The organism is Rhodanobacter sp. B04, assembly GCF_002001125.1.
Taxonomy (GTDB): Bacteria; Pseudomonadota; Gammaproteobacteria; order Xanthomonadales; family Rhodanobacteraceae; genus Rhodanobacter.
In genome coordinates this window covers 107,013-124,230 of the sequence record NZ_MUNV01000008.1, presented here as the reverse complement: position 1 = coordinate 124,230, position 17,218 = coordinate 107,013, and the positions used below count along the sequence as shown (strand labels likewise).

The 17,218-nt window shown below is 65.7% G+C and carries 15 protein-coding genes; 9 read left to right on the top strand and 6 right to left on the bottom strand.

Annotated features, from left to right (window positions below):
- Nucleotides 1–63 precede the first annotated feature (63 nt).
- Nucleotides 64–1,524 carry an exodeoxyribonuclease I gene (gene sbcB, locus B0E46_RS07165; RefSeq protein WP_077555220.1) on the top strand — a complete coding sequence of 487 codons (1,461 nt, stop codon included), beginning with the start codon at nucleotides 64–66 and terminating at the stop codon, nucleotides 1,522–1,524.
- Between the two features lie 13 nt (nucleotides 1,525–1,537).
- Nucleotides 1,538–2,224, top strand: a complete 687-nt coding sequence (locus B0E46_RS07160) for a DUF2461 domain-containing protein (RefSeq protein ID WP_077555095.1) — start codon at nucleotides 1,538–1,540, stop codon at nucleotides 2,222–2,224.
- Here B0E46_RS07160 and B0E46_RS07155 read toward each other — a convergent pair.
- The gene (locus tag B0E46_RS07155) at nucleotides 2,221–3,555 is read right to left on the bottom strand and encodes an MFS transporter (RefSeq protein ID WP_077555094.1); all 1,335 of its coding nucleotides are present in this window, start codon (nucleotides 3,553–3,555) and stop codon (nucleotides 2,221–2,223) included. The two genes, B0E46_RS07160 and B0E46_RS07155, sit on opposite strands and share 4 nt — an antisense overlap.
- Nucleotides 3,556–3,853: 298 nt before the next feature.
- Between B0E46_RS07155 and aqpZ the strand changes: the two genes are divergently transcribed.
- Nucleotides 3,854–4,558, top strand: coding sequence for an aquaporin Z (aqpZ, locus tag B0E46_RS07150; protein ID WP_217316331.1), 705 nt, complete (start codon nucleotides 3,854–3,856; stop codon nucleotides 4,556–4,558).
- A 42-nt stretch (nucleotides 4,559–4,600) separates the two neighbouring features.
- Here the strand turns inward: aqpZ and B0E46_RS07145 are convergent, their stop codons facing one another.
- The 3 genes from B0E46_RS07145 to ligA are packed head-to-tail and all read right to left on the bottom strand — an operon-like array spanning nucleotide 4,601 to nucleotide 8,359.
- Entirely contained in the window at nucleotides 4,601–4,999 is a 399-nt protein-coding gene (locus B0E46_RS07145; RefSeq protein ID WP_077555093.1) for a VOC family protein, read from the bottom strand.
- 7 nt (nucleotides 5,000–5,006) lie between these two features.
- Nucleotides 5,007–5,957, bottom strand: a complete 951-nt coding sequence (gene epmA / locus B0E46_RS07140; RefSeq protein WP_139350456.1) for an EF-P lysine aminoacylase EpmA — start codon at nucleotides 5,955–5,957, stop codon at nucleotides 5,007–5,009.
- Nucleotides 5,958–5,965: 8 nt separating this feature from the next.
- Nucleotides 5,966–8,359, bottom strand: coding sequence for an NAD-dependent DNA ligase LigA (gene ligA, locus B0E46_RS07135; protein WP_077555091.1), 2,394 nt, complete (start codon nucleotides 8,357–8,359; stop codon nucleotides 5,966–5,968).
- A gap of 142 nt (nucleotides 8,360–8,501) precedes the next feature.
- Between ligA and B0E46_RS07130 the strand changes: the two genes are divergently transcribed.
- Nucleotides 8,502–9,128 (top strand): phosphatase PAP2 family protein, encoded by a 627-nt coding sequence (locus B0E46_RS07130; RefSeq protein ID WP_077555218.1) that lies wholly within the window; start codon nucleotides 8,502–8,504, stop codon nucleotides 9,126–9,128.
- Nucleotides 9,129–9,147: 19 nt separating this feature from the next.
- Here the strand turns inward: B0E46_RS07130 and rnk are convergent, their stop codons facing one another.
- Nucleotides 9,148–9,558, bottom strand: coding sequence for a nucleoside diphosphate kinase regulator (gene rnk / locus B0E46_RS07125; RefSeq protein ID WP_077555217.1), 411 nt, complete (start codon nucleotides 9,556–9,558; stop codon nucleotides 9,148–9,150).
- Nucleotides 9,559–9,794: 236 nt separating this feature from the next.
- Here rnk and B0E46_RS07120 point away from each other — a divergent pair, with 236 nt between their 5' ends.
- Together B0E46_RS07120 and B0E46_RS07115 are read left to right on the top strand one after the other, a co-directional pair.
- The gene (locus B0E46_RS07120) at nucleotides 9,795–11,219 is read left to right on the top strand and encodes an MFS transporter (RefSeq protein WP_077555090.1); all 1,425 of its coding nucleotides are present in this window, start codon (nucleotides 9,795–9,797) and stop codon (nucleotides 11,217–11,219) included.
- 78 nt (nucleotides 11,220–11,297) lie between these two features.
- The gene (locus B0E46_RS07115) at nucleotides 11,298–12,500 is read left to right on the top strand and encodes a cation:proton antiporter (RefSeq protein WP_077555089.1); all 1,203 of its coding nucleotides are present in this window, start codon (nucleotides 11,298–11,300) and stop codon (nucleotides 12,498–12,500) included.
- Here the strand turns inward: B0E46_RS07115 and B0E46_RS07110 are convergent.
- The gene (locus B0E46_RS07110) at nucleotides 12,482–13,897 is read right to left on the bottom strand and encodes a deoxyribodipyrimidine photo-lyase (RefSeq protein ID WP_077555088.1); all 1,416 of its coding nucleotides are present in this window, start codon (nucleotides 13,895–13,897) and stop codon (nucleotides 12,482–12,484) included. The two genes, B0E46_RS07115 and B0E46_RS07110, sit on opposite strands and share 19 nt — an antisense overlap.
- Before the next feature lie 141 nt (nucleotides 13,898–14,038).
- Between B0E46_RS07110 and B0E46_RS07105 the strand changes: the two genes are divergently transcribed.
- The 3 genes from B0E46_RS07105 (at nucleotide 14,039) to B0E46_RS07095 (ending at nucleotide 17,160) form a co-directional block, all read left to right on the top strand.
- Entirely contained in the window at nucleotides 14,039–15,325 is a 1,287-nt protein-coding gene (locus B0E46_RS07105; RefSeq protein ID WP_077555087.1) for a divalent metal cation transporter, read from the top strand.
- Between the two features lie 82 nt (nucleotides 15,326–15,407).
- Nucleotides 15,408–15,794 carry a response regulator gene (locus B0E46_RS07100; RefSeq protein ID WP_168171158.1) on the top strand — a complete coding sequence of 129 codons (387 nt, stop codon included), beginning with the start codon at nucleotides 15,408–15,410 and terminating at the stop codon, nucleotides 15,792–15,794.
- A 160-nt stretch (nucleotides 15,795–15,954) separates the two neighbouring features.
- Nucleotides 15,955–17,160 (top strand): DUF2252 family protein, encoded by a 1,206-nt coding sequence (locus tag B0E46_RS07095; RefSeq protein WP_077555085.1) that lies wholly within the window; start codon nucleotides 15,955–15,957, stop codon nucleotides 17,158–17,160.
- The last annotated feature ends 58 nt before the right edge of the window (nucleotides 17,161–17,218 follow it).

The following is a 17,218-nucleotide window of genomic DNA, read 5'->3' as shown; positions in this document are numbered from 1 at the left end:
CCTTGTGCCAGCGAGTTTATCAGTCTTGCCGCTTCGACTTTGGAGCATGCGATCATCGGCCCCATGCAGACCTTCTTCTGGCACGACTACGAGACCTCCGGCGCCGACCCGCGCCGTGACCGTCCACTGCAGTTCGCCGGCATCCGTACCACGCCGGAGCTGGAAATCATCGGTGCGCCGGTGATGTTCTACGGCAAGCCACCACGCGAGATGCCGCCGCACCCGGATGCCTGCCTGATCACCGGCATCACCCCGCAACAGGCCGAACGCGAAGGCGTCAGCGAGGCCGAATTCGCCGCACGCGTGCACGAGCAACTGGCCGAACCGGGCACCTGCGGCGTCGGCTACAACTCGCTGCGTTTCGACGACGAGTTCACCCGGCAGATGCTGTACCGCAACTTCTACGAGCCGTACGGCCGCGAGTGGGAAAACGGCAACTCGCGCTGGGACCTGATCGACCTGGTGCGCCTGTGCCAGGCACTGCGCCCGGAAGGCATCGTCTGGCCGGCGCGAGACGACGGCACGCCCAGCTTCAAGCTGGAGCACCTGGCCAGCGCCAACCAGCTGAAACAGGAGCGCGCGCACGATGCACTCTCCGACGTATACGCGCTGATCGGTCTGGCCCGGCTGATCCGCGTGCGCCAGCCACGGCTGTGGGACTGGTATTACGGCCTGCGCCGCAAGCAGAAGGTGTTCGAGCTGCTCGACGTGGTGAACATGACACCGGTGGTGCATGTGTCCTCGCGCTATCCGGCCAGCCGGCATTGCCTGGCGGTGATCGCGCCGCTGGCGCCACATCCGAGTCGTGCCGGCGAAGTGATCGTGTACGACCTGGCCAGCGACCCGGCCGAATGGCTGGCGCTGGACGAGGACGAGATCGCCGACCGCATCTTCACCGCGCGCGCCGACCTGCCGGAAGGCGTCGGGCGCATCCCGCTGCGTACCGTGCGCGCCAATCACGCACCGGCGCTGGCGCCGTTGTCCGTACTGCAAGGTACCGACTTGAATCGTCTGCAACTGGACCTCGACCGTTGCATCGCGCATCGCGATACCCTGCGCGCGGTGGAGGGGCTGACCGAAAAGCTGCGCCGCGTGTTCCAGCGCGCCGCCGAACTGCCGCCGCCGGAGGACCCCGAGCTGGCGCTGTACGGTGGCGGCTTCCTGCCCGACGCCGACAAGAAGCTGCTGGCCCAGGTACGTGCCACGCCGCCGGCGGAGCTGGGCAGGCGCGCCTTTCCATTCCGCGACCCGCGTTATCCGGAGCTGCTGTTTCGCTACCGTGCACGCAACTGGCCGGATACCCTGGATGCCGGCGAGCATTCGCGCTGGGAACGTTTCCGGCAGGCGCGCTTGACGCGCCACACGGCGTTGACCGGCCTGACCCTGGAAGACTACTTCACCCGCATCGCCGAATTGCGCGAAGATCCGCCGGCGCAAGACAAGCTGCCCCTGCTCGATCAGCTGCAGGCCTGGGGCGAACAGCTCGCCGCCGGTATCGACACTGGTTTGGTCCAATCACCTTGAGTCAACGACAACCATGCCGCAAACCTATTTCACCCCCGCCACCTTCCGCTTCCTGCGCGCCCTCGACAAGAACAACAGCCGCGACTGGTTTGCCGCGCACAAGGACGATTACGAGCGCCACGTGCGCGAACCGTTCCTGCAGCTGATCACCGACCTGCAGGCACCGCTGGCGAAGATCAGCCCGCACTACCGCGCCGATGCGCGCAAGAACGGCGGCTCGCTGTTCCGCATCTTTCGCGACACGCGCTTTTCCAACAACAAGCTGCCGTACAAGCCGTGGCAGGGTTCGCGCTTTTTCCACGAACGCCGCCACGAGATCCCGGCGCCGTCGTTCTACATGCACATCCAGCCCGGCGACTGTTTCGCCGGCGGCGGCATGTGGCACCCGGAACCCGATGCGCTGAAGCGCATCCGCGCGTTCATCGCCGACAACCCTGCCGCATGGAAACGCGCCACCCGGAGCAAGCCGTTCCGCGAGCACTTCACGTTCTGGGGCGAGTCGCTGAGCCGGCCGCCACGCGGCTTCGATCCGGAGCACGAGCTGATCGAGGATCTGAAGCGCAAGGATTTCGCGGTGGGCGAGAACTTCGACGAGGCGCTCGCCTGCTCGGGTGAACTGCTGCCGTGGACCGTGGCAACGTTCAAGCGCATATCGCCACTGATCGACTATCTGTGCGCGGCACAGGAACTGGAGTTCTAACCGCCGGCCCGCGCCACGTCATGCCCGGCTCGGCGCGTGGCCATCGACCAGGCCGCAACGGCGATCCCGATCACGGCGGTAAACGCCACATAGTGCGCCGGTGCCAGCACGCCGAACCGCTGCACCAGCAACCCGATCAGCGGCGGCGTGAGACCGCCGAACAGCGCATAGGCGATGTTGTAGGAAAACGACAGGCCAGAGAAACGCACTGCCGGCGGAAACGCCACCACCATCAGTGCCGGCACCACGCCGACCACGCCGACGCTGAAACCGGCCAGCGCATACAGCGCGACGAAATGTGCGCCACCGACCTGCAAATCCAGGTACAGCGCATAGCTAGAAACCAGCAAGCCGGCTGCCCCGAGCAGCAGTGCGCGCGGGTAACCGATGCGATCGGCCAGCCAGCCATAACACAGGCAGCCCAGCGCCAGCGCGAACGAGGCCACGTTGTTGCCGAGAAAGGCGCGCTCGGGCTCGACATGGAACACCGACTGCACCAGCGACGGGGTCATCAGGATCATCACCACGATCGCGGCGGTGAGCATCCAGGTCACCAGCATCGACAGCAGCACGCTGGGCAGATGCCGTTCAAACACCTGCCGCAATGGCAGTCCCAACGCCAGTTCGCGGCGCGCATGCATCGCCTCGAACACCGGCGTCTCGCTGAGCCACCGGCGCAGCCATACCGCAAAGAAACCGAACACGCCACCGACCAGGAACGGCAGCCGCCAGCCCCAGTCGAGCACTTCGGCCGGCGTCATCCGGTGATTGATCGTCGCCGCCACCAGCGAGCCGATCAGGATGCCGACGGTAAGTCCCGAGGTAAGGCTGGCACAGGCAAACCCGATCCGTTGCGCCGGCACATGCTCGGCCACGAACACCCAGGCACCCGGCACTTCACCGCCCACGGCGATGCCCTGCACCACGCGCAACAGCAGCAACAGCAGCGGCGCCAGCATGCCGATCTGCACATATACGGGCAGCAGGCCGATGCCCAACGTCGGCACCGCCATCAGGAACACGCTGAGCGTGAACATCTTCTTGCGCCCCAGCTTGTCGCCGTAATGCGCCATCACGATGCCGCCGAGCGGTCGCGCCAGGTAGCCGGCCGCGAAGATGCCATACACCTGCAACTGGGCCAGCCAGGAGGCCGTGTCCTTCGGAAAGAACAGGTGGCTCAGCGGGATCGCGAAGAACACGAACACCACGAAATCGTAGAACTCCAGCGCGCCACCGAGGGCCGACAGGCCCAATGTGCGCAGATCGCGTCGACCGAGTGCGCGCGAGGATGCCGAGGCATTCGAAAGAGGCGAAATCGCGGCATCAGGCATCGGTGGTTCCACGGGACGCTCAGGTAAAGGTTTGCGCAACATAACGTATCGCCACGTGATTGGAAGGGGGCAAGGCATCGCTCGTGCCCGCCCTCCGCATCGCTTATGCTGCGCGCGACCGGCATGGATCGCGGGTGAATGAAGTCCGCGGGCGGCAGCGCGCGTCCACGCAACATGCGTTGCTGCAGTCCGTACGCTTGTGGACTTGGGGTTCTGGGGAAAACGTCTTCGCATGTTGTGACGAATAGCGCTCGTGGTGCGCACGCGCGCCTGCATTCAACCGACAAGGAGTTTCCTGATGAGCATGAGCAAGCGTTTGGCTGCCGAATTCTTCGGCACGTTCTGGCTGGTGATCGGCGGCTGTGGCAGCGCGGTACTGGCTGCAGGCTTTCCCGGACTGGGCATCGGTTTCGCGGGCGTCGCATTCGCCTTCGGCCTCACCGTGCTGACCATGGTGTACGCGGTCGGGCCTATCTCCGGCGGCCATTTCAATCCGGCGGTGACCGTGGGGCTCTGCGCCGGCGGCCGCTTCCCGGCGAAAGACGTGGTTCCGTACGTCGTCGCGCAGGTGATCGCCGCCATTGCCGCAGCGGCCGTGCTGTACGTGATCGCCAGCGGCAAGGCCGGCTTCGACGCCAGTGCCAGCGGCTTCGCCTCGAACGGCTACGGCGCGCATTCGCCGGGCGGCTATTCGATGTGCGCGGCCATGGTGTGCGAACTGGTGATGACCGCGTTCTTCCTGATCGTGATCCACGGCGCCACCGACAAGCGCGCCCCGGCCGGCTTCGCCGGCATCGCGATCGGCCTCACCCTGACCCTGATCCACCTGATCAGCATCCCGGTCACCAACACCTCGGTGAACCCGGCCCGCTCGACCGGCGTGGCGTTGTTCCAGGGCGGTTGGGCCGTCGAACAGCTGTGGTTCTTCTGGCTGGTGCCGCTGCTCGGCGGCATCGTCGGCGGTCTGATCTACCGCTTTTTGCTGGAAAGCCGCGACGCCTGATGCGAGCCGCCCCGCCCGGCAACGGGTGGGGTTCTGGGCCGCTCAACCTGCCTCGTAAAGCTCGATCGGCAGGCCATCGGGATCGGCGAAAAAGGTGAAGCGCCGACCGGTGTATTCGTCGACCCGCACCGGCTCGCAATTCACCCCACGCCCGCCCAGGACGCCGACCGTCGCGTCCACGTCGGACACGGCAAAAGCCAGGTGACGCAGGCCCTGCGCCTCCGGTCGCGATGGCCGTGGCGGTGGCCCGGGAAAGGAAAACAGCTCCAGCTGCACGCCGGGACTGACCAGCAGATCGCATTTCCAGGAATCGCGCGCCTCGCGATAGACTTCGTGCACGATCGGCAATCCCAGCGTCTCGCTGTAGAACGCACGCGAACGCGGATAGTCCGAACAGATCAGCGCTACATGGTGGATGGCGCCCAGCAGCGGTTTGCTCATGCGCCACTCATGCCCGGTTGAAGGGAAACGCCAGCACGTCGGCGATCGCATCGGTGCCGCCCAGGCACATCAGCAGGCGTTCCACGCCAAGCGCCACACCGGCGCAATCGGGCATCGCACCGAGTGCGCCGAGCAGACGCTCGTCGATCGGAATCTCGCGCAGGCCCCGGCTGTGGCGCACCTCGTTGTCGCGTTCGAATCGCGCGCGCTGCTCGGCCGCATCGTTCAGTTCGTGGTAGCCGTTGGCCAGCTCGTAGCGTCCCAGGTAAAGCTCGAAGCGTTCGGCCAGCGGGGGCTCGCCGGGGCGGATCCTGGCCAGCGCGCACTGGGTGGCCGGGTAATCGTGGATCACCGTGATGCGGTCGCGCGGGAACGCGGGCTGCAGCCTGTGCGTGATCAGCAGGTCGAGCCAGTCGTCGCGACCCAGGCCATCCGGGCCGATGTTGTATTCGGCCAGCGGCGCGCGCAGCTCGTCGATCGGCGCATGCAGCGGGTCGATGCCCAGCTCGTCCAGGAACAACTGCCGGTAGCTCTCGATCAGCACTTCGCCGCGCCGCCCGACCATCGCCAGCGCCGCCTCGACCAGTTCGATGGCCTCGCCCATCAGACGGCGGTGATCCCAGCCCACCCGATACCATTCCAGCATGCTGAACTCGGGATTGTGCCGCCCGCCCGCTTCGCCGTTGCGGAACACGCGACCGAGCTCGTAGCAGTCGCCGACACCTGCAGCGAGCAGCCGCTTCAGCGGAAACTCCGGCGACGTGCGCAGCCAGCGCTCCCGCGCACCGGCATCGGCGTGACCGCTGAAATGGGTGCTGAAACTCTGGATGTTGGGGTCGGTGTTGCCTGCGGCGGAGAGCACCGGGGTTTCGACTTCAAGCACATGGCGTTCGGCAAAGAACGTGCGCATCAGCGCGTACAGCTGCGCACGCAATCGCAACGAAATGACCCATGCCATGTCACGCATCATGTCGTGCTCTCATGCTTGGCCAGCAATGCCAACAGCTGCGCTTCGTCCCAAACCGCCACGCCAAGCTCCTGCGCCTTGTCGAGCTTGGAACCGGCCGCTTCGCCGGCGACCACGAAGCTGGTCTTCTTCGAAACCGAACCGGACACCTTCGCCCCCAGCGCCTCCAGTCGATCCTTCGCCTCGTCGCGACTGAGCGAAGTCAGCGTGCCGGTGAGCACGATGGTCTGGCCATCGAGTGGCGCCTGACTCGCCGCCGCCATAGCGGGAGTGGCCGCCAGCAAGCGCCGCATCGCAGCCTCGCTACCGCGCAATCCGGCAAGCGCCGACGGGTCGGCGAGAAATCCCTGCAGGCTCGATGCGGCCGCCTGCGGCAGGCCGGCGGCAATCCAGTGGGCGGCGCCGCCCGCCAGCAACCGGTCCAGGGTCGGGAAATGCTCGACCAGCAGGCGCGTGCTCTTGGGGCCGAGTTTGCTGATCCCGGACTGGTCCAGCAACACGCCCAGGTTCAGCCGCTCGCGCAACAGTGGCGACGGCGCGGTCTCGTCGCCGAGCACGATGCCGGCGGCGAGCAGCGCATCGACCACCTGCTGGTTGCCTTGCTGCGCGAAGAAGCCGGCGATCGAGGACGCCACTTCATCGCCGATATCCGGCAACACACGCAGCACCGCTGCCGGCATGCCGCGCACGAATTCCAGTCGGCCCAGCCATGCTGCCAGCGTCTTCGCCGTACTCTCGCCGATATGCATGATGCCCAGCGCGAACAGGAAGCGGGCCAGCGTCGTGCGCCGGCTGGCCTCGATGCCTGCGACCAGGTTCTCGGCCCACTTGGTCGCGACCTTGCCGGCCTTCACCGTCTCCGGCGTGGTGCCATCCCGCTCGTCGATGCGCCGTTTCATGTCGACGAAGTCGTCCACGCTCAATCCGTACAGGTCCGCCGGTGTGTGCACGACGTCAAGTTCCACCAGCGCCTCGGCGAAGCGCTCGCCCAGGCCCTCGATATCCATCGCGCGACGCGAGGCGAAATGGATCAGCGCCTCCTTGCGCTGCGCGGCGCAGATCAGCCCGCCGGAACAGCGCCAGGCTGCCGCGCCCTCCTCGCGGATCAGCGCGGAGCCGCATACCGGGCAATGCGTCGGCATCGTCCACGGCACCGTGCCGGCGGGGCGCTGATCCTCGATCACCCGCACCACTTCCGGAATCACATCGCCGGCACGGCGCACGATCACGGTGTCGCCCACGCGAACGTCCAGCCGCGCGATCTGGTCGGCGTTGTGCAGGGTGGCGTAGGTCACCACGACGCCGGCCACCTGTACCGGCTCCATCCGTGCGCGTGGCGTCGCCGCACCCGTGCGGCCGATCTGGACCTCGATGTCGAGCAGACGCGTGGCCTGCTCCTGTGCCGGAAACTTGTGCGCGATCGCCCAGCGCGGCGCGCGCGAGACGAAACCCATCTCGCGCTGGCCGGCGTAGTCGTCAAGCTTGTAGACCACGCCATCGATGTCGTACGGCAGCGCGTCGCGCTTGGCGCCGATGCGCCGGAAGTACGCGATCAGCCCGTCGAAGCCGCGCGCGATGCCTACTTCCGGCGATACCGGCAAGCCCCACTCGCGCAGTTGCCGCAAAGTGGCGGAATGCGTCGAAGGCAGCATGCCGCCCTCGACCACGCCGATCGCGTAGGCGAAAAAGCTCAAGCGCCGTTTCGCCGTGATCGCCGGATCGAGCTGGCGCAATGAACCAGCCGCACCGTTGCGCGGATTGGCCAGCGGCTTCTCGCCATGGGTACGGGCGTACTCGTTGAACGCTTCGAAATCCTTGCGCAGCATGATCACCTCCCCGCGCACTTCCAGCACGTCGGGCCAGCCTTCGCCACGCAGCTTCAGGGGAATCGCGCGCACCGTGCGCAGGTTCGCCGTGACGTCTTCGCCGGTTTCGCCGTCGCCACGCGTGGCGCCCTGCACGAACACGCCATGTTCGTAGCGCAGGCTGATCGCCAGGCCGTCCAGCTTCGGTTCGACCGAGAAGACGGGTTCGGTCCGTTTCGTCGTCTGCTCGATGCGCCGCTCGAACTCGGCCACTTCGCGGAAACGCTCGCGCTCCGTCTCGCCGTCCTGTTCGAACGCATTGCCGAGCGACAGCATCGGCAGCTGATGACGTACTTCGGCAAAACCGCCCTGCGCCCGCGCACCGACCTTGCGCGTCGGTGAATCGTCCGAGGCAAGCGCCGGATATTCGGCTTCCAGCGCTTCCAGCTCGCGCATCCGGCGATCGTAGTCGGCGTCGGTGATCTGCGGCTCGTCGAGCACGTGATAGCAGTAATTCGCCTGCTCGATCTGCGCCCGCAGCGCGGCGGCGCGGGCGACGATCTCGGCGGGGGCTGGGCGTTCGGTCATGCAGGTCTCCTTGCTACCGCGCAGTTTAGCGACAACCCCGGGATTTCCAGCCGGCGGAATAAGCGAAACAAAAGATTTTGAGCCTAGCCTCAGCAATTTGATACGTGCGGCGTTCCATCACGTCGAGGAGGGCAACATGATCATGCGTGTTCCGCGGTATTTGCTGGCCTTGGTTGCCGTGGTCGCCTCCGGCACTGCCCTGGCTGGCGGTGGCCCGCTCGGCATCGACCACCGCCTGCATTACGACAACAGCGGCATCTGGAAGCGCAGCGACCAGAACGTGCTGATGTACGGCACCATCCTCACCGTGGGCGGCGGCGCGTTGGCGTTCGGCGATGAGGACAAGTTCGGCGACACGATGTGGCGCGCGGTCGACGCGATGGTGATCAGCAGCATCGGCGCGCAGGCGATGAAATACACCTTCCAGCGCGAACGCCCTTCGCAGACCAGCAATCCTAACGAGTTCTTCAAGGGCACCCACGCCCAGAGCTTTCCCAGCGGTGAGGTCACCGCGATTGCCGCTGCCGTGACGCCCTTCATGGCCGCCTACGGCGACGATCATCCTGCGGTCTACGCCCTGGCTTTATTGCCAGCCTACGACGCCGTGGCGCGAATGAAGACCCGCGGTCACTGGCAGAGCGACGTGCTGGTCGGTGCGGCGCTGGGCACTGGCGTGGGCCTGTGGGCCGCGCATCGGCAGTCGCCGCTGATCCTCGGCTGGCTGCCGGGCGGTTTTCAGGTTGGCTTCGTGCATCACTTCAAGCCCTGAATCCCGGCCGCGGCCTGGTTCAGCGGTGGTAATGCCCCGCCGCTTCCGGCTGATAGCCGATCTCCAGCACGCGCAGGCGGCGATGACGGCCGTCCGGGGTCGGCCAATCGATCTGCTGGTCGCGCGACAAACCGAGCAGTGCGCTGCCTACCGGCGCCAGGATCGATACCGTGCCTGGCGCTCCGGCAGCGGCAGGATAGACCAGCGTCAAGGTGAGCTTCTCGCCGTTGCTTTCATCCTCGAAGCTGACTGTGGAGTTCATCGTCACGATGTGTTCCGGCATCGCCGTCGGCTCGACCACCTCGGCACGATCGAGCTCCGCGCGCAATGCGTCGAAATGCGCGGACTCGGCGGCTGGCAGGCGCTCCAGCAGCGCCTCGATGCGCTCGAGATCGATGCGGGACACGGTGATCGGTGGCTTGCTGCTCATGGTGACTCCTCCTGCGGGCGGCTCCTGCCGCGCAAAAAACACGCGCCGAGACGAAACCGCCTCGGCGCGCATGGTCGTTATGGCGCCGTCATGGCCCGCTGGGCGTGACGGCAGATGAAACCGGCTTAACTCTGCAGACGCCACTCACGAAAAGCAAGCTGTCATAGCAAGTATCATCTGCGCCGATGCCTCCCCAAGCTGCCGCAGATCCCCACGCTGCCGCCTCCGCTGCCTCCATGCCAGCGACGGTTTCAGCAGCCCTGTCCGAGGTTTCCACGCGCGAACGCTTCCGCGGTCTGCTGTGGCTGGTAGCCGCCGCGTTCTTCATGCAGTCGCTGGATTCGACCGTGGTCAACACCGCGGTACCGGCGATGGCCGATGCCTTGCATGTCACGCCGCTGGGCATGCGCACGGCGCTGACCAGTTACGTGCTGACCCTGGCGATCCTGATTCCCGCCAGCCCGTGGCTGTGCGATCGCCTGGGCACGCGCAGGGTATTCGGCGCCGCGATCGTGGTGTTCGGCCTCGGCTCACTGCTGTGCGGCATCGCGCAGACACTGCCCGAGCTGGTTGCGGCGCGTGTGCTGCAAGGTGTCGGTGGCGCCTCGCTGATGCCGGTAGGCCGTTACGTGCTGGTGCGCAGCATCGCCAAGCGCGAGTTCGTGCGTGCGATGAGCACGGTGGCCACGTTCGGCCTGCTCGGCTCGGTGCTCGGGCCGTTGCTCGGCGGCGCGCTGGTCGAATTCACCTCATGGCGGCTGATCTTCCTGATCAATGTGCCGGTGGCGATCGCCGGCGTGTGGATGAACCGGCGCGACATGCCCGACTACCGGCTGGAACATGCAAACCGCTTCGACCTGTTCGGCTTCCTGCTGTTTGCCGCCGCCTCGGCCTTGCTGCTCACCGCATCGGAACTGGCCGGCAGCAAGCCGCTACCGTGGGCGCACATCGGACTGTGCAGTGCGCTCGCGCTGCTGCTCGGCACCGTGTACGTATGGCACAGCCGCCGCACCGCGCATCCGGTGGCGGACCTCGGCCTGCTGCGCGTGCGCAGCGTATGGGTGGCGCTGGCCGGCGGCCTGTTCACCCGGCTCGGCATCTCCGGCATGTTCCTGTTGCTGGTGCTGTTCCTGCAGGTGGGTTGCGGCTGGTCGCCGATGATGGCCGGCCTGATGATGGTGCCGCAGGCACTGGGTTCGATCAGCGCCAAGTGGGTGATCAACCGGGCCCTGGTCCACTTCGGCTACCGCCGCCTGCTGCTCGGCAACACGCTGATGGTGGCGGTGCTGCTGGCCGCTTTCGCCCTGCTCGGCCCGACCTCGCCGGTCTGGCTGATCACCCTGCTCACCTTCTTGTACGGCAGTTTCTCGGGGCTGCAGTACACCGCGATGAACACGCTGATCTACAACGACCTGGACATCAAGCACGCCTCGATGGCCTCGTCGATGGCCTCGACGGTGCAATACCTGGCGATGAGTTTCGGTATCGCGCTGTCCACGCTGTTGATGGAAGCGCTGCTGCAGGGCCATGCCCATGATGACTACGTCGTGGCGTTCCGCTGGACGGTATTGCTGCTGGCGGCAGTCACCGCCGCGGCCAGCCGGGTGTTCAGCCGGTTGCGGCACGATCGCCCGCTGCCAGGCGCTGCCGCGACCGAGTAGGCAGGCCCCTGCGCGTGGTCGCGACATGATCTGCACACATGTAGGATGCTGGCTCTGCCGACAGCTTGAGTTCGCCGCATGCACCACGCCAGCGACATCCTGTTCACCCTGTTCATCGTGTTCGTCGCCGCCCAGATCGGCGGCGAGATTGCGCAACGGCTGAAGCTGCCCGGCGTGGTGGGCCAGATCGCCGCCGGTTGCGTGATCGGTCCGTCGCTGCTCGGCTGGATCACTCCCGAGCAAACCGCCACCGGCACGCCGCTGGATGTGCTGGCCGAGATCGGCGTGGTGCTGCTGCTGTTCTCGGTCGGCCTGGAAACCCGGCTGGAGGATCTGAAGAAAGTCGGCAAGGTGGCCTTTCTGGTAGGCGTGCTCGGCGTGCTGGTGCCGTTCGGCATGGGTAGCGTGTGGGCGCATGGCAACGGCTTCGACTGGGACAAGTCGTTGTTCGTGGCAGCCGCCTTCGTCGCCACCTCGGCCGGCATCACGGCGCGTGTCCTGCAGGAGTTGCACGTGCTGCAACGCGTCGAGAGCAAGGTGATCCTCGGCGCGGCGGTGATCGACGACATCCTGGCGATGCTGCTGCTTGGCGTGGTGGTGTCGATGCAGGGTGGCGGCGGTTTCAATCTCTCGCACCTGCTGATGGTGCTGGCGGGCGCGGTCGGCTTCATTGCCGTCGTCGGCCTGGGCGGTGCGCGAGTGATGCGCTGGAACTCCAGCTGGCTGGAAAAACCGATGGATCCGCATTCGCCGCTGATGATCGTGTTGGCGCTGTGCCTCGGGCTGGCCTATCTGTCCACCCAGTTCGGGCTGGCGGCGATCATCGGCGCTTTCCTGGCCGGCATGATCGCCTCGGAAACGCGTCAGCAGCACACGCTGGAGAAGCAGACCATGCCATTGCTCGCGCTGCTCACGCCGTTCTTCTTCGTGATCACCGGCAGCAAGATCGACCTGCATGAGCTGGCCAGCGCGGACGCTTTGCTGATGCTCGCGGCGGTCACCGCGATCGCGATCATTTCCAAACTCGCCGGCGGCTGGCTCGGTTCGCTGTCGCTGGGCAAGCGCAGCGCCACGATCATCGGTTTCGGCATGGTGCCGCGCGGCGAAGTCGGCGTGGTGATCGCCAGCCTCGGCCTCGCGGCCGGCGTCTTCAACAACCGCATCTACGCGATCATCGTGGCGATGTCGCTGCTCACCGCGATGGTGACGCCGCCGGTGCTGGCATGGCTGCTGAAGCGTACCGGCAGCGCCGAAGTCGTCGATCAGCCACGCGAGAGCTGATACGCCGCCAGCGCCTCGGCGCGCGAGGCGCCGAGATCCACCACCGGCGTCGGGTAACCGCTGCGCTTCAGCAGCGCCGGATCCTTCCATGGTTCATGCAGCAACGCGGTCGGCGCCTCGGCCAGTTCCGGCAACCAGCGGCGCAGATAGCTGCCCTGCGGATCGAACTTCAGCGACTGCGTCACCGGGTTGAACACACGGAAATACGGCGCTGCATCCGCACCGCAGCCGGCCACCCACTGCCAGCCCAGCGTGTTGTTGGCGAGGTCTGCATCGACCAGCGTGTCCCAGAACCAGCGCGCGCCGTGCAACCAGTGCTGACGCAGGTTCTTGGTGAGGAAGCTGGCGACGATCATGCGCACGCGGTTGTGCATCCAGCCGGTATGCCACAGCTCGCGCATGCCGGCGTCGACCAGCGGGATGCCGGTGCGGCCGTGCTGCCAGCGCTGCAGCAACGCCTCATCGGCAGCAGCCCAGCGGAAACCATCGAAGCGCGGGTTGAAGTTCTCCGTCGGCGTGCCTGGGAAGTGATACAGCAGGTGGTGCGCAAACTCGCGCCAGCCCAGCTCGCGCAGGTAGGGCTCGATATCCGGCCGTCGCCTTGCATCCACGCGCTGCGTCTGCACATGCAGCGCATGATGGATCTGCCGCGGCGAGATCTCGCCGAAATGCAGATGCGGCGACAGCCGCGAGGTGCCATGCCGCGCCGGCAGATCGCGCGCCTGCGCGTAGTCGCCGATCGCGTCGTCGCCGAACAGTTCCAGCAGCTCTTCTGCACCCTGCTCGCCCGGTGTCCAGGCTTCGCGCAGGCCGCCATCCCAGCCGATCCTCGGCAACAAGGCCAGCGATTCCAATGAGGTGCTGCCCGTCGCCTTCGCGCAGCGCAGCGAGGATGGCACCGGCAACGGTGCGCTCACGCTCAACTGCGCGCGCAGATTGCGCCAGTACGGCGTGAACACCCGATACGGCTCGCCCTGCCTGGTGGCGATCTGCCACGGCTCGCGCCATAGCGCGGCATGGCTGCTATGCACCTCGACACCCCGCTCACGCAGCGCCGCCTTGATCGACGTGTCGCGCCTGATCGTCGCCGGCTCGTACAGGCGGTTCCAGTACACCGCGCCGGCGCCAGTCTGCTCCAGCAAAGCCTGCAGCACGGCGAGCGTGTCGCCCTGACGGATATGCAACTCGCCGCCACGCGCCTTCAAGCCGCGCTGCAAGGACGCCAGCGAATGGTGCAGCCACCAGCGGCTTGCCGCGCCGGGCACCCAGTCAGCATCCTCGTCGGGCGCGTGGATGTAGAGCGGCAACACCTGCTCGTGTGCGGCGCATGCAGCTGCAAGCGCCGGGTTGTCGGCCAGGCGCAGGTCGCGGCGAAGCAGCAGGATGGCCGTCGTCATCCGGCGAGTTTACGTGAGTTGCAGCGGGTCTTCGATATTCACGCCTTCACCGCATCGACCTGCCGATGCTGCATGATTGGGGAAGATCATCGTCCCGTACGCCACGTCCGGCTCGGCACTTCACGCATCGGGAACACATCCATGGTCAGTCGCAAGAACACCGAAGATGGCGGCCTGGAAACACCGCCATGGGCGAACCTGGGCGCCGGCCTGATCACCGGCGCAGCCGACGACGACCCCAGCGGCATCGCCACCTACTCGCAGGTGGGCGCCGCCTTCGGCTATGGCATGCTGTGGTGCATCCTGCTGACCATGCCGTTGATGATCGCGATCCAGGCGATCAGTGCCGGCATCGGGCGGGTCACCGGCAACGGCCTGATGGAGGGCATCCGCACGTACTATCCGAGGACGCTGGTGTACGGGCTGGTCGTCTCCATCGTCGTGGCTAACGTGATCAATCTGGCCGCGGACATCGGCGCGATGGGCGCTGCGCTGAAATTGCTGATCGGTGGTCCGGCGCTGGTCTACGCCGCCGTCTTCGCCATGCTGTCGCTGGTGCTGCAGATCTTCATCCCGTTCACCCGCTACTCGCCGATCCTCAAGCTGCTCACGCTGAGCCTGTTCGCCTACGTGGCGACCGTGCTGGTGATCGAGGTGCCCTGGCTGGCCGTGTTGAAGAGCATCGTGGTGCCGCCGATCACCTGGAATGCCAAATACGCCGTCGGCCTGGTCGCCCTGCTCGGCACCACCATCAGCCCCTACCTGTTCTGCTGGCAGGCGTCGCAGGAAGTGGAAGAGATCGGATCCAACAAGCAACGAAAGGCACTGCGAAAAGCGCCCCACCAGGCACCGAGTGCGCTGCGCCGCATCGGCATCGACACCACCATCGGCATGATCTTCTCCAACTTGATCGCCTTCTTCATCATCCTCACTGCCGCGGTGGTGCTGCACGCCCACGGCAAGACCGACATCCAGTCCTCGTCCCAAGCCGCCGAAGCGCTGCGGCCACTGGCCGGCAGGCTGGCCTTCGCCCTGTTCGCCGCAGGCATCATCGGCACCGGCCTGCTGGCCGTGCCGGTGCTGGCCGGCGCCACCGCCTACGCCGCATCCGGCGCGTTCGGCCAGCGCAGCGGGCTGGAGAACAAACTGCACGAGGCCAAGTTCTTCTACGGCGTGCTGATCGTCGCCAGCCTCGCCGGCATCGCGCTGAACCTGACCCCGCTCGACCCGATCAAGGCACTGTACTGGAGCGCGGTGATCAATGGCGTGGCCGCGGTGCCGCTGATGATCGTGATGATGCTGATGGGCTCCAGCCGCAAGGTGATGGGCAAGTTCACGATGCCGTGGCCATTGAAGCTGTTCGGCTGGATAGCCACGGCCGCGATGGCGGCAGCGGCGGTGGTGATGTTCATTACCTGGGGAGACTGAAGGGCCAACTCGGGCCCGCGTTCTTTTGGCAGCGAAGTGGGAATATGCTGGGCCACGCCGGAATGGGCCTGAGGGGCTATGCGTGGATACGAAGAAAACCGTCCTGATCGTCGATGACGATGTCCTGGTGCTGGAATCGATCGACCTGCATCTATCGGCGACCGATGACTTTCAGACTATCCGCGCCCAGGGCTCAGTGGGCGCCGCCAGCCACCTGGTGAATGCCCAGAAGATCGACGTCATCATTGCCGACGTCGTCCTGGCCGGAAGCATGACTGGCATCGACATCAGTCAGAAAGCCATCGAACAACACCCCGCCATCGCCGTGGTCGTGATCACCGCCGACCCGGAAGTGCATTGCGCCGAGATTCCGCAACGAGGCGTCTTTCTGCGCAAACCGTTTGGCGGGGAACAGTTGCTGGAAGCGATCGGAGAAGCGCTGGGACGTGTGGGTGGGGATTCGGCGTAAGGCCTGGATCAGCTCGTCCTAGGCATCAGGAAATCGCGCGCAACCGCATGGGCATGCCCTTTTCACGTCACCAGGGAAATACTCCCTCGTTGACCAGACACCGGCGCGACGAAATTCCCGAGGTTGCCTGGCCTGTCGAAAACTTTCAGGGCCATCGGACATGGGCAAGAAATACCCCGCTCCCGCACACCGCGACGAAAGGCTTGCCCAGCTGCGCAATCTGAAGATGGCGAAGTCCGCGCATGCCTATGTACGGGGCAATACCATTCAGTTCTACGAATGGCTGGAGGCGTCGGAGCGCGTGCTTCCGCACGGTCCCCCCGTATGGATCTGTGGCGATTGCCACGTCAGCAACATCGGTCCCATCGCGGATGCGGACGGCAACATCAAGGTGCAGATCCGCGACCTGGACCAGACCGTCGTCGGCAACCCGGCACACGACATCATCCGGCTTGGGGTTTCACTGGCGATGGCGGCACGAGGGTCCGACCTGCCGGGCGTGGTCACCGCGAAAATGATGGAACAGCTCATCGTCGGCTACGAATTGGCATTCAGCGCCAGGCCGGGCAGTCGCAAGACGATGCAAAAGCGGCCGGACACGATTCGACTCATCATGAAGCGCGCGATGCGGCGCAAGTGGAGGCATCTGGCCGCCGAACGCATTGAAGGCCTTGAGCCCAACATTCCCCTGTCGAAAAACTACTGGCCCATTTCAGGATCCGAACGGACCGAACTGAAGGCGCTCATGTCGACCGAGAAAGTTCGCCTGCTCGCCACTGCCCTGATCCAGCGCGACGCAAAGGATCAAGTGGAGATGCTGGACGCGGCTTATTGGGTCAAAGGCTGCAGTTCGCTGGGGCTGCTGCGCTACGCCGTCCTGCTCAGGGTGGGTGAATCCAAGGATCCGGAGAGCAGCCTTTGCCTCATCGACGTCAAGGAGGCCGTTCGCTCCGCAGCGCCAAGGGCCAAAGGCATCCGGATGCCAAGAGACAACGCGTCGCGGATCATCCAGGGTGCACTCCATCTTGCGCCCAACCTCGGCGAACGCATGCTGGCCGGGCGCATCCGAGGCAACGCGGTCTTTCTGCGGGAGTTGCTGCCGCAGGATCTGAAAGTCGACCTTGATCACCTGGACCATGAGCAGGCGATGGAGGTCGCCGCCTACCTCGGAAATGTCGTAGGGCGGGCGCATGCTCACCAGATGAAAAGCGCCGATCGGGGGCGATGGCTGCAAGAGCTGAGTCGCAACCGGCCGAAAACCATCGATACGCCGTCCTGGCTATGGCATAGCGTCGTGGAGCTGGTGAAAGCCCACGAAGGCGCTTACCTCGAACATTGCCGCCGGTTTGCAAACCTCCCTACCTGATCCGAACAGTATCCTTGGTGCGCATGGAGGGAGGCGCGGTGCACAAGTCGTGCATGTT